Raw genomic sequence first — 13,240 nt, 5'->3', positions numbered from 1 at the left:
TAGACTGGAAACCAGACTGAAAAGGTACATGGAAGGAGGAGTCGCATGGAAACCTTATTTTGGTGGTTATTGGCAGGAGGAGCAATCTTTACCGTGGTTAGCGTGTTGATCGGGGATGTACTCGGTAGCTGGCTGGATGGGGCCTTAGAACTGCCGGGCCTTGATTGGTTCAGACCTGTCGTTCTACTTGGGGCTATGACTGCTTTTGGCGGGGCTGGAGTACTACTGACAAAGTATACTGGGCTGGCCATGGGCTGGGTCGTTGTGCTTGCTTTAGGGATTGCACTTGTTATTGGAGTGCTAGTGTTTTTTGCGTTTATCAAGCCTATGGCGAATTCAGAGGTATCCAGTGGCTTCTCAATGCGTGAACTAACTGGCAGAATCGGTGAGGTCACCATTCCTGTACCTGAGGTTGGTTACGGGGAAGTTATGATCCGCTTGGGTGCAGGCAACACCATACATACAGCATCTAGCTTTGATCACAAACCGCTAGCTGCGGGAACCCGTATTGTCGTGGTTGAGGTCGCAGAGGGCGTCGTCCGCGTAGCGTACCTGGACACATAGACGGCGCATTCGCTTAACTTGAAGGGAGCGTGATCGGGAGTGTCAAGTTTGCAAGATATTGTGTTGATCCCTGGAATTGTTGTCATTGTTATCGTCATATTAGGGATTGCTTTTTGGGCCCGTTACAAAACGGTAGGACCGGATGAAGGAATGATTGTGACAGGTTCTTTTCTGGGAAATAAAAATATTTCCGAGGATGATTCTGGTCGCAAGATTAAAATTGTACGTGGTGGGGGCGCTTTCATTTGGCCTATTTTCCAGCAGTCCGAATTTATCTCTCTGTTGTCTCACAAATTGGACGTAACTACACCGGAAGTATATACAGAGCAAGGAGTACCCGTGATTGCGGATGGTGTGGCGATCATCAAGGTTGGCAGTTCCATTGAGGATGTAGCCACAGCAGCCGAGCAGTTCATCGGAAAGCCGCTGGAAGCGCTTAGAGGAGAGGCTCAAGAAGTGCTGGAGGGACATTTGCGGGCAATCCTCGGCTCCATGACAGTAGAGGAAGTATATCGTAATCGGGATCGGTTTGCGCAGGAAGTACAGGGCGTGGCTGCGCGCGATCTGAAAAAGATGGGCTTGCAGATCGTTTCATTCACCATCAAAGATGTGCGCGATAAACATGGGTATCTGGATGCGCTTGGTAAGCCGAGAATTGCTGCTGTGAAAAGGGATGCAGAGATTGCAGAAGCCGAGGCAGTGCGGGATGCCCGAATTCAGAAGGCGCAAGCAGAACAGGAAGGACAGAAGGCCGAGCTGTTGCGGGATACGAATATTGCCGAGGCAGCCAAGGAGAAGGAACTGAAGGTGGCTTCGTTTAAGAAAGAACAGGATACTGCCAGAGCAGAAGCCGATCAGGCTTATCACATTCAGGAGGCCCGTGCCAAGCAGACTGCCGTCGAAGAACAGATGAAAGTCGAGTTGGTACGTAAGGAACGGGAGATTGATATTCAAGCCAAGGAAATACAGGTACGTGAAAAGCAATATGATGCGGAAGTGAAAAAGAAGGCGGAAGCCGATCGGTACGCAGTAGAACAAGCGGCGGAAGCTGACAAATCGCGTAAAATGCGTGAGGCGGAATCGCTGCAATACTCGATTGAAACACAGGCTAAAGCGTCAGCTGAACAAAAACGTCTAAACGGGCAAGCAGAAGCGGATGCAGAACGGGCCAAAGGTACAGCCGATGCAGATGTCATCCGTTTGCGTGGTCTCGCGGAAGCTGAGGCCAAGGAAAAACTGGCGGAGGCGTTCCAGAAGTTTGGAGAGGCCGCCGTGCTCGATATTATCGTGAAAATGTTGCCGGATCTGGCCGGACGCATTGCCGAACCGATTGCATCCATTGATAAACTGACTGTTGTGGATACGGGTAAAGGGGAAGGAGCAACGCGTGTCAGCAATTATGTCACCGAACTGATGGCGACGGCTCCCGAGATGCTTAAGAGTGTATCCGGTATTGATGTAGAGCAGTTGATCAAGGGACTAACCACTGGAAAAAATGGTCTTCATTCCGTACCTTCCTCCGATGATGCGAACAAGCTGCACAATCCACCCTTGGTTGAGGTGGCACTAACGGATAAAGAATAACGATAAGCCTTTGGGGAGTAGATTCTCAGCCTTCAAAAGACCGCTTTTCATCACAGCATTTCCTGGGAATTGTGATGAAAAGCGTTTTCTTTTTATTGACCTTTAGCGGAATATTTGGTACTTTAACGTGGATTCCTCTGAGCTTCATGCTATAATTCTTAGGATCAAGGTTCTGATAAAAGAGGTGCGGATGTGAGCAGCCTAAAAGTGGCCAAAGCGCTGAATAACAATGTGATTATAGGGATGCATCCCGAGCATGATGAGGTTGTCGTGATTGGAAAAGGAATCGGTTTCAATCGCAGAGCTGGCGATCTGATCTCGTTGGATTCAGTTGAAAAATTATTTATATTAAAAAGCCATGAAGAGCAGGAGCAATACAAACGGTTGCTTCCTGAGCTGGATGAAAAGCTCATCGAGGTCATCGGTGAGGTACTTCATCTTGTTCAACTTCAAGCAAAGAAGCCTCTAAATGAGCATATTTTGATTGCTTTAACTGACCATATCGCTTTTTCCATCAACCGTCATAAACAGGGAATTACGATTCATAATCCGTTTTTGTATGAGACTAGGGAAATATATCCTCAGGAATACAAGATGGCTGAGCAGGCTGTTGCTTTAATCAGGGATAAGATGAATGTAGATCTGGGAGAAGATGAAATCGGATTCGTAGCTCTGCATATTTATAGTGCTATGACAAACCAACATATCTCCGAGGTTAGGAAGGATTCTCGTCTGATTGCTGACATGGTTCAGGTCGTCGAGACGACACTGGATTACCGAATTCCTCTCCAATCCCTTGATTATTCTCGTCTGCTGACTCATCTGAGATTTGCGATTGAACGTGTACGACGAGGAGAAATTGTGCAGGAGATTTACCGATTGGACAAGCTTTTGAATGAAGAATATCCAGAAATGTATATGCTGGCCTGGAAACTTACGAAGATTATGGAGAAAAGGCTACGTAAACCGGTGTATCCAGCTGAAGTTAGCTATTTGACGATGCATCTGCAGCGTTTGTCCCAACGCAAGGAGCAGGGAGAGCAACAAACTGTGATAAAGCCCGAATAAAAAAGTATTGCCTCGCATTTAGCGTGGTGCTATAATCAATTTTGCAATGAGGAAGACAACAACTAAACATTTTAACGTGTTACTGATTCGATCAGGCATGAGTTGTTTTAAGTTATGATTGTTTACAGCCTACTGGGGTATGCTATATCCCAAGGTTGTGTTCAAACATACTTAAATCGGCTCATGCCTTTTTTGTTGTTTTGCCTCTGTTCTAAATTTCAGAGAAGGATGTGGAAGGTATGTTCAAAAAGCTTTTCGGCGTTTTACAGCGTGTCGGTAAAGCGTTAATGCTTCCAGTAGCGATTTTGCCAGCTGCGGGGCTTTTATTGGGTATCGGCAACATGCTGGTCAATCCTGATTTTCTCCAGTACATCCCTGCGTTAAATGCGGGCTGGGTTCAATCGGTAGCGACAATCATGATGAACGCCGGACAAATTGTTTTTGATAATCTGGCGCTGTTGTTTGCAGTCGGCGTAGCCGTCGGTCTGGCGGGCGGCGAAGGTGTAGCAGGTTTGGCTGCGATCATCGGTTACCTCGTAATGAACATTACGCTGGGTACAGCTGTAGGTGTTACACCTGGTCTGATTGCTCAAAAAGTACCGGGTTATGCGAATGTGTTGGGTATTCCTACACTTCAAACCGGGGTGTTCGGCGGGATTATCATCGGTATACTGGCCGCTGCTATGTACAATCGATTTTTCAAAATCGAGCTTCCTTCGTACCTGGGCTTTTTTGCGGGTAAGCGCTTCGTTCCAATTGCAACGGCAGTATCTTCACTGATTGTCGGACTGGCATTGGTGCTGATCTGGCCCCCAGTTCAACAAGGGCTTAACGCAGTATCTCACTTTATGGTGTATTCCAACCCGACTTTGTCGGCGTTCCTGTTCGGGGTTATCGAACGTGCGCTCATTCCGTTTGGTTTGCATCACATCTGGTACTCACCGTTCTGGTTTGAGTTTGGTGAATATGTGAACAAAGCAGGTCAAACCATTCACGGTGACCAGCAGATCTTCTTCAATCAGCTTCGCGACGGCGTGGCACTGACAGCAAGTACGTTCCAAGTAGGTAAGTTCCCATTCATGATGTTCGGATTACCGGCAGCAGCACTTGCGATGTATCATGAAGCAAGACCGGAACACAAAAAATATGTAGCAGGTATCATGGGTTCAGCTGCCTTGACTTCGTTCCTGACAGGTATTACGGAGCCACTGGAATTTTCTTTCCTGTTCGTAGCTCCATTGCTGTTTGCAGTACACTGTGTATTTGCAGGTTTGTCATTTATGACTATGCAAATTTTGAATGTTAAAATCGGTATGACGTTCTCAGGTGGATTTATTGACTTCCTGATATTCGGGATTATTCCAACCCGTACGCCATGGTGGTATGTAATTATCGTCGGTCTGATTTTGGCGGTTATTTACTACTTCGGATTCCGATTCATCATACGGAAATTCAACTTGAAGACACCAGGACGTGAAGAAGCTACAGATAATGTGGAGGGTGCAGCAAGCGGTAGCAGTGACGAGCTTCCACATAACATTTTGGCTGCTTTCGGTGGTTCATCGAATATCAAGCATCTGGATGCATGTATTACACGTCTTCGGATCGAGGTTAATGAGAAATCAAACGTGGATAAAGCTCGTCTGAAACAACTTGGCGCTTCAGGTGTCCTTGAAGTTGGTAACAATGTACAGGCGATCTTTGGTACCCGTTCCGATACGATTAAAACCCAAATGGCTGATATCATGGCAGGACGTACACCTGCACCTGCTCCTTCAGAACCAGCTCCACAAGAGGAAAAGGAAGCCGGAGAACAAAAGCAAACAATCGTTGTGGAAGATATCGTGATGCCAGTAAACGGTGAATTGGTGGACATCTCGACCGTTCCCGATCCGGTCTTTGCAGAACGCATGACAGGTGATGGCTTTGCAGTTGTGCCAAATGATGGAACCATTGTTTCTCCTGTTTATGGTAAAGTATTCAATGTATTCCCAAGCAAGCATGCGGTTGGTATTCAATCCGATGGTGGTAAAGAAGTGCTTGTTCATATCGGGGTGAATACAGTGAAGCTTAAAGGTCAAGGATTTGACGTTTTGGTGAACGAAGGCGATCTTGTGTCAGCCGGCCAGCCTATTATGAAAGTAGACGTGGAATACGTGAAGGCAAACGCTAAATCCATCATCTCACCTGTCATTTTTACCAACCTTCCAGAAGGATCTTCGGTAACTTTAAACAAAACTGGAGTATTGAAGGCTGGCGAAGATGGTATAATTACGATAAAATAAACTCTATGTGTTTCGGATTAGTTGATTAGGCGGCTTAGGCCGTCTGATCAATTATCCGGTATGCTGCGTGTAAACAAATATTATTTTTAGGAAAGTGGGAGGAACAAATTATGCAAACAACTTTTAGAATTACGGATGAAGACGGTATTCATGCACGTCCTGCAACTGCGCTGGTAAATACAGCTAACAAATTCAGCGGTGCTGAATCTTTCGCCGAAGCTAACGGTAAAAAAGTAACTTTGAAATCCATTCTGGGTGTATTGTCTCTTGGTCTGGAACAAGGGGATACTATTAACATTATCTGCGAAGGCGCTGAAGCTGCTGAAGCATTGAAAGCTCTTGAAAATGTAATCGTTAACGAAGGGCTGGGCGAAATTCATGCTTAAAATTTCCGGGATTGCCGCTTCGGCAGGCATAGCCATTGCCCGGGCGTTTATCTTGGAGCATCCGAATTACGCTGTAGAGAGACGCGCGGTTGGTGATGTTGAAGCTGAAATCGCAAGATTGGATGCGGCTTTGGCACAATCTCAAACCGAATTGGAATCGATTAAGGAGAAAACGCTTCGTGAGCTGGGTGAGAAAAAAGCAGAAATTTTTGCATCTCACCTGCTCATCCTGAATGATCCTGAATTGATCGATCCGGTTAAAGCTAAAATCAGAGACGAGCAGCTTAATGCTGACTATGCTTTGAATGAAGTAGCTACACAGTTTATTTCCATGTTTGAGAACATGAAAAGTGCATATTTGCAAGAACGCGCATCGGACATGCGTGATGTAACCAAACGGGTGCTTAATCACCTGCTTGGTGTTCATTTTGTCAGCCCTGCAGAAATTGCCGAAGAAACGATTGTACTTGCAGAAGATTTGACACCTTCCGACACAGCTCAGCTGAACCGTGAATTTGTTAAGGGTTTTGCAACGAATATCGGCGGACGCACTTCGCACTCGGCTATTATGGCTCGTTCATTAGAAATTCCTGCTGTTGTAGGAACAAAAAATATATTGTCTCAAGCTAAAAGCGGCGATTTGATTATCGTCGATGGTCTGGATGGTCACGTGTTCGTGAATCCTACCGAAGAAATCGTTGCAGAATACCGCGCTAAACAAGTGGCATATGACAAGCAACGCGAAGAGTGGCGTAAGCTGCGCGGCGAAGCTACGGTTTCCGTCGATGGTGTCCATGTCGAACTGGCAGCCAATATTGGTACGCCTAACGATGTAGCTGGTGTTCTAGACAACGGTGGTGAAGGCGTTGGCTTGTATCGTACGGAGTTCTTGTACATGGGACGCGACAAGCTCCCATCCGAAGAAGTACAATATACAGCTTACAAAACGGTTCTGGAAAGAATGGAAGGCAAACCGGTTGTAGTCCGTACTTTGGACATCGGTGGAGATAAAGAACTTCCTTATCTGGATCTGCCGAAAGAAATGAATCCATTCCTCGGATTCCGTGCTATTCGTCTGTGTCTGGATCGCCAGGATATTTTCCGCACTCAATTGCGTGCTTTGTTGCGTGCAAGCGTGCACGGTAACCTGCGCATTATGTTCCCAATGATTGCTACGCTGAACGAATTCCGTGAAGCTAAAGCTGTTTTGTTGGAGGAAAAAGAAAAGTTGGTAGCCGAGGGTGTATCCGTATCTGAAGAAATTCAGCTGGGCATCATGGTAGAAATTCCTTCCACAGCGGTATTGGCTGACCAATTCGCAAAAGAAGTGGATTTCTTCAGTATCGGTACTAACGATCTGATTCAATACACAATGGCAGCGGATCGTATGAACGAGCGGGTTTCTTACCTGTATCAACCATATAATCCATCCATTTTGCGTCTGGTGAAAATGGTTATTGATGCCGCTCACCGTGAAGGACGTTGGGTTGGTATGTGTGGTGAAATGGCAGGAGACACAACAGCAATTCCGTTGCTGCTGGGTCTGGGACTGGATGAGTTCAGCATGAGCGCAACTTCCATTCTGCCAGCACGTAGTCAAATCTCCAAGTTGTCCCGTGCGGACATGGAGAAATTGGCTGCAAAAGCTCTGGATATGCAAACAGCCGAGCAGGTTGTTGAATTGGTTCAAAGCATCGAAGCATAAGGAAGGGTATCACATTTTCAAAGGTTATATCTTTTTCCAACAAAAATTGCTGTATACATACAGCAGCCGGTATCTCAACAGATACCGGCTTTTTTGTATGCTTTGGATGGTTGTGTTTAAATTTAACCTTAACTACATGCGCAATTCAGCACAGGCTTACGGGCTGCAGTGGTTTCATCCAGGCGTGTGACTGGAGTGGTATAGGGTGCATTGAGCACCAGCTCAGGGTTCTCCTCGGCTTCGCGCGCAATATGAATCATAGTGTCGACAAAAGCATCCAGCGTCTCTTTGCTTTCTGTTTCCGTCGGCTCGATCATGATGCATTCCTCTACATTTAGCGGAAAATAAATGGTAGGCGGATGGTAACCGAAATCAAGCAATCGTTTGGCTACATCCAGCGTGCGTACTCCAAATTTCTTCAAACCTCGCCCTGACATGACAAATTCGTGTTTGCAATGCCCTGGATAAGGCAGGTCAAAATGCGGGGCTAGCCGATGCATCATGTAGTTGGCATTAAGTACAGCACATTCGGACACTCGCTTCAAGCCATCAGGACCGTAGCTGCGAATATAGGCATAGGCACGGACGAGAATGCCGAAGTTACCGTAAAAGGCTTTGACCCGTCCAATAGAATCTCCCTGCTCCCGATCCCAGCGGTACACACCCTGCGGATCACGTACGACAATCGGCTTGGGCAAATAGGGAATCAGCCGCTGCTTCACGCCCACGGGTCCAGCGCCGGGGCCGCCTCCACCGTGCGGGGTACTCATCGTTTTGTGCAAATTGAGATGCACCACATCGAAGCCCATGTCCCCGGGGCGGGTAATCCCCATGATGGCGTTGGAGTTTGCCCCGTCATAGTAGAGCAGACCACCTGCGTCATGCACAATCGCGGCAATGTCAGTAATTTGCTTCTCGAACAAGCCCAGCGTGTTCGGATTGGTCAGCATGAGCGCAGCGGTGTCGTTGCCTACCGCTTGGCGGAGCGCGTCCAGATCCACCAGCCCCTCAGGGGTGGAGGGAAGGGTGATTGTTTCGAAGCCCGCGACGGTTGCACTGGCGGGGTTCGTACCGTGCGAGGAATCCGGCACGAGCACCTTGGTACGTCGCTCACCACGTGCCTCGTGGTACGAGCGAATCATCATCAGCCCGGTCCATTCGCCATGGGCGCCAGCAGCGGGCTGGAGCGTGACGGCATCCATGCCGGTCAACGCAGCCAGATCGTTTTGGAGCGTATGCAGCAGCTCCATAGCCCCCTGGATGCTATTCTCCGGCTGATATGGATGAATTTTAGCAAAGCCTGCGTAACGGGCGACATCCTCATTCACTTTTGGATTGTATTTCATCGTACACGAGCCAAGCGGATAAAACCCGTTGTCGACGCCGAAGTTGCGCTGGGACAGGGCGGTATAATGGCGAATAACATCTACTTCGTATACCTCGGGTAATGCCGCAGGTTCGCTGCGCAGCGCATAATCCGGCAAAAGCTCTGCCACCGGGCGACGAGGAACGTCGCACTCGGGAAGGGAATAAGCGATGCGACCCGGACGGCTCAATTCAAAAATGAGCGCTTGATCGTGTTCCTTCAACAGCTCTTGTTTCTGGTCCGGTCCGGTGTGTGTCATAGCAATCCCTCCAAGGTGTGTACAAATTGGTCGATCTCTTCTTTGGTTCTTTGCTCCGTCACGGCAATCAGCATGTGACCCGCAAGTTCCGGATAGTCCCGGCCCAAATCATAGCCTGCGATAAATCCAGCAGCTAGCAGATTGTCCTGAAGTTTGCTCACATCCGTACCTTCAGGCAGCCTAAGGGCAAACTCGTTAAAGGTCGGTGCGTGAAATGAGGCAGTTACGCCTTTCAAGCTCAGCAATTGTTCTAACGCATAGCGGCTTTTATGCAAATTCAGCTCGGCTACTTCCTGGATGCCCTGTCTCCCCATGACGGACAAGTACACAGATGCAGATAATGCAAGCAACGCTTGATTGGAGCAAATGTTAGACGTGGCCTTTTCGCGGCGGATATGCTGTTCCCGCGCTTGCAAGGTCAGCACGAAGCCGCGTTTGCCGTTACGGTCTGTGGTTTGGCCTACGATACGCCCAGGGATACGGCGGATATGCGCCTGGGAGACGGCAAAGTAACCGCAGGTCGGACCGCCGAGGGAGGACGAGATCCCAAGTGGCTGCGCGTCCCCTACAACAATATCCGCGCCCTGCTTACCGGGCGCCTCCAGCAAGCCAAGTGCCAATGGGTTGGCACTGACGACCATTAGCCCCTTGTGTGCATGGATCAGGTCAGCCATCGGCTTCAGATTTTCCACGGCTCCAAAAAAGTTGGGGCTTTGGATCAAGACAGCCGCCGTCTGTTCCGATACGGCCGCGGCAAGCGCATCGACATCCGTTACGCCGTCCGAACAGCCGATCTCCACGATGTCCAAGTCCAATCCGCGCGCATAGGCTGCCAATACCTGGCGTGCCTCTGGATGGACAGACCTTGATACAATAAGCTGTTTACGGCGCGTGGCTGCGGCGGCCAGTGAGCCCGCTTCCGCCAGAGCTGTCGCTCCATCGTACATACTGGCATTCGCTACTGCCATGCCTGTCAATTCGCAAATATATGACTGGAATTCAAAAATGGCTTGCAGCTCGCCCTGGCTTACTTCTGGCTGATAGGGGGTGTAGGCTGTGTAAAATTCGGAACGTGAGGTGATGTGCTGAATGACGGACGGAATATGATGATCATAAATACCTGCACCAAGAAAGCTGGCATGTGTATCTGTATTGGCATTGTGCCCGGCCAGCTCGGCCATGTGGCGAGTTAGGGCTCTTTCGTCGAGCCGAGAGGAAAGAGGGAGTTCCCCTTGGTATCGAATTGCCTCTGGAATGTCACTGAATAGATCATCAATGGATGATACGCCCACCACACGCAGCATTTCGGTTTGATCTTGTTCGGTCATGGGGAGATAGCGATGCTGCTTCATAAGTTCTGGCTCCTTTCGAAAAGCAAAATTTAGATAGTAAATTAGCTAATACATAATCGTAGTTGGAAAATCCAGAATTTCGTATCTGACATGATCGCTTTTTTAGAGTGAAGAGGATTAAGATCAGCGTGACCGTTTATAAAAGGGGGCTGGGACCACTTCCGCACGCAGGCGTTTACCTCGAATTTCGACCTCTAACGGTGTAGATAGGGTGCTAAAACGACTGTCCACCAAGGCTAGCCCCAAATTACGCTTCAAGGTGGGCGATTGAGTCCCCGTTGTGACCTCACCAATGTGTTGGCCTTCCGCGAAGACTGGATAATGAGCGCGCGGGATACCGCGGTCAATCATTTCCAGCCCGATCAACTTGCGAGGAATTCCTTGTTCTTTCTGGTGTTGCAGTGCTTCTCTGCCGATAAAATCTCCTTTATTCAGCTTGACGAAGAAACCTAAACCAGCCTCAAGCGGTGAAATGGTGGCAGATAACTCCTGTCCGTACAGCGGCAGCCGTGCCTCAAACCGCAGTGTATCGCGAGCACCAAGCCCAGCGGGAATTAGCCCATACGATTCACCGCAACGAAGCAAACCATTCCACACGGCGGGTGCTTCCTCAGCAGGTATATAAAATTCAAAACCGTCTTCCCCGGTATATCCGGTTCGGGAGACGAGTGCTTTTGCTCCGAACAATTGCACGTTCTCATGGAATCGGAAAGATGCCAGATTCGTAATATCTGCATCTGTCACGGCTGCGGCAATATGTGCTGCTTCCGGTCCTTGTAATGCCAGCAATGCGATCGCATCAGACACATTCTCCAGATGAACCGATGCAGGTACGTGGCGCATGAGCCAATCCCAATCTTTGTCGATGTTGGAGGCATTCACAACGAGCATGTAGCGCTCTGGTCCTTTGCAGTATACAAGCAAGTCATCCACTACGCCTCCATCGGGGTAACACAGGAGTGAATATTGTGCCTGGCCCGGTTCCAACTGGCTGACATCATTCGTGGTTACCCATTGCAAAAAAGCCTCGGCTTCTTTGCCCTCAACCAAAAACTCGCCCATGTGCGAGACATCGAATAAACCCGCGCATTGCCGGACGGCCTCATGCTCTTTTTGGATGCCGCTAAACTGAACGGGAAGCTCCCACCCGCCAAAGTCAATACAACGAACCCCGGGCTGCGTCCCGTAGGACGAAAATAATGGTGTTCTTCGCAAATTAGACATTTTTTCACTCCTATCCAATGTAATCGGCTAAACAAAAAAGACAGGCTGAAAGAAACGTATAGACGGCAGTCCATACTCTTCTTTCAGCTCTGTCCTTGATACCAGAAAGTTACCCCGGTGTGAACCAGGTTTCCCCTTGGGTGATCCGCTCTAATCGCGAATGCTCTCCAGAGATGCGTCCGGCAGAGGTCCTTTTGCCTGAGAGATTCACCTGCAATGCAAGTTTACTCCTTCGGCGCTACCTTTTGGATCAACGGTAGGTTACCCGGTTTTGCAGGTAACAACTTGATCCGAGTTCGCGTGCACAACTGTCTCAGAAACGACAACAGCTATGCGAATCTTTTGGGTAGTCTCTCCCTCCGCGTTCATCCGCGTTTGCAGTTGTCGGGGTATTTCCAAAAGCATTTGCTATAACCCATTAATACGCAAATTCATTCAAAATGTCAATAAAAATGTCATATAAAACAATCCAAAAAACATTTAATGTATAAATAAGGATATGTAAGCGTTTGTTACAAGTTATCATTTTTTAATATTCTATGCTATATGAGATAACATGAAGTATTTTTGTTAGTATTATTGACATGAGTGTTCATGTTGTCATAATCTTAACCTGTCTAATACAGGTGATTAAAAGCATTTTATTCATGTGGAAGTGAGGCGAAAGCAGGATGAGTGAAGTGAAGCGGGAACTTTGGTATACAGACGAACATGAGTGGGTTCAGCGTACAGCAGACGGGACGTTGCGGATCGGCATTACAGACTTTGCACAGCATCAACTGGGTGATATTGTTTTTGTGGAATTACCTGGGGCGGGAGCAACGATTGAACAGGGGGCAGAGATTGGTACAATTGAATCGGTGAAGACCGTATCCGACCTTTTTGCTCCGGTGGCGGGAACCGTATTGAAAGTAAATGAAGCTCTGGAAAGCACACCTGAGCTGGTGAATGAATCTCCCTATGAAAAGGGTTGGATGATTGAAGTAGAGATGGGCAATGATGTCGAGGAAGCTCTGAGCAAGCTGCTGTCTGCGGATCAGTACGAGCAGTTGATTTCGGATGAACAATAATGAGCAATATAAGATGGAATATTAGCGCTTTATTCTAAATTTTTATATGGATATTGAATTGAATAAAAGCATCGTTAGTCCGCTCGTTTTGTGTATATAATAGTCGCTATGATCTGACATGGCGGCTATTTTTTTGTTGTCTTTTAGAAGACGTAATTACGTCGATTTATTAGATTTAGAGGTGAGCTCCTCTACATAAGGTGCAGATTTACAGCACTGTTTTTTCGACTAATTTCTATTGTTATCGGTCATATTAAGAAGAATTATGCAGGTATAATACGTTGTCCGTTATTTTAAATTTAAATGTTGTCATCAACGTTCATGACGAAAGTACGTTTTCATTTCGTTGATGAAGATAGCGCTGTCATTTAGTATGA

The 13,240-nt window shown here is 47.8% G+C and carries 10 protein-coding genes and 2 riboswitches; of the genes, 7 read left to right on the top strand and 3 right to left on the bottom strand.

Annotation, left to right across the window (positions count from 1 at the left end; translation table 11 throughout):
* The first annotated feature begins 45 nt into the window (after positions 1-45).
* The 6 genes from MKX36_RS18385 (at position 46) to ptsP (ending at position 7,592) form a co-directional block, all read left to right on the top strand.
* Positions 46-564, top strand: coding sequence for a protease (locus tag MKX36_RS18385; protein ID WP_090889856.1), 519 nt, complete (start codon positions 46-48; stop codon positions 562-564).
* Between the two features lie 48 nt (positions 565-612).
* A complete protein-coding gene (locus MKX36_RS18380) occupies positions 613-2,148 on the top strand; it encodes a flotillin family protein (protein WP_340866130.1) in 1,536 nt (511 codons plus the stop codon).
* A gap of 192 nt (positions 2,149-2,340) precedes the next feature.
* A complete protein-coding gene (gene glcT / locus MKX36_RS18375; protein WP_016819062.1) occupies positions 2,341-3,216 on the top strand; it encodes a glucose PTS transporter transcription antiterminator GlcT in 876 nt (291 codons plus the stop codon).
* A 239-nt stretch (positions 3,217-3,455) separates the two neighbouring features.
* Positions 3,456-5,501 (top strand): glucose-specific PTS transporter subunit IIBC, encoded by a 2,046-nt coding sequence (gene ptsG / locus MKX36_RS18370; protein ID WP_340865291.1) that lies wholly within the window; start codon positions 3,456-3,458, stop codon positions 5,499-5,501.
* Positions 5,502-5,611: 110 nt separating this feature from the next.
* Positions 5,612-5,887: an HPr family phosphocarrier protein gene (locus MKX36_RS18365; RefSeq protein ID WP_007431597.1), complete on the top strand. Its 276-nt coding sequence runs from the start codon at positions 5,612-5,614 to the stop codon at positions 5,885-5,887.
* Complete coding sequence (ptsP, locus tag MKX36_RS18360; protein ID WP_016819060.1) at positions 5,880-7,592, top strand: phosphoenolpyruvate--protein phosphotransferase; 1,713 nt, start codon at positions 5,880-5,882, stop codon at positions 7,590-7,592. The genes MKX36_RS18365 and ptsP overlap by 8 nt, the downstream gene beginning before the upstream one ends.
* Positions 7,593-7,720: 128 nt before the next feature.
* Here the strand turns inward: ptsP and gcvPB are convergent, their stop codons facing one another.
* The 3 genes from gcvPB to gcvT all read right to left on the bottom strand — a co-directional run bounded on the left by gcvPB (position 7,721) and on the right by gcvT (position 11,793).
* A complete protein-coding gene (gene gcvPB / locus MKX36_RS18355; protein WP_049828197.1) occupies positions 7,721-9,217 on the bottom strand; it encodes an aminomethyl-transferring glycine dehydrogenase subunit GcvPB in 1,497 nt (498 codons plus the stop codon).
* Positions 9,214-10,569: an aminomethyl-transferring glycine dehydrogenase subunit GcvPA gene (gene gcvPA, locus MKX36_RS18350; protein ID WP_340865290.1), complete on the bottom strand. Its 1,356-nt coding sequence runs from the start codon at positions 10,567-10,569 to the stop codon at positions 9,214-9,216. Before gcvPA ends, gcvPB begins: the two co-directional genes overlap by 4 nt.
* A gap of 123 nt (positions 10,570-10,692) precedes the next feature.
* Positions 10,693-11,793, bottom strand: coding sequence for a glycine cleavage system aminomethyltransferase GcvT (gcvT, locus tag MKX36_RS18345; RefSeq protein WP_126665973.1), 1,101 nt, complete (start codon positions 11,791-11,793; stop codon positions 10,693-10,695).
* A 79-nt stretch (positions 11,794-11,872) separates the two neighbouring features.
* Positions 11,873-11,969, bottom strand: a riboswitch (glycine riboswitch).
* Between the two features lie 13 nt (positions 11,970-11,982).
* Positions 11,983-12,056, bottom strand: a riboswitch (glycine riboswitch).
* 408 nt (positions 12,057-12,464) lie between these two features.
* On the opposite strand from gcvT, the gene gcvH reads away from it, so the two are divergent.
* The gene (gcvH, locus tag MKX36_RS18340; RefSeq protein WP_016819056.1) at positions 12,465-12,863 is read left to right on the top strand and encodes a glycine cleavage system protein GcvH; all 399 of its coding nucleotides are present in this window, start codon (positions 12,465-12,467) and stop codon (positions 12,861-12,863) included.
* Positions 12,864-13,240: the final 377 nt, after the last annotated feature.

Origin of the sequence: Paenibacillus sp. FSL W8-0439, assembly GCF_038008995.1 — a bacterium.
In the GTDB taxonomy this organism is placed as follows: Bacteria; Bacillota; Bacilli; order Paenibacillales; family Paenibacillaceae; genus Paenibacillus; species Paenibacillus polymyxa.
Note: the sequence above shows the minus strand (reverse complement) of the source record. Positions and strands in the feature narration are given on the sequence as shown.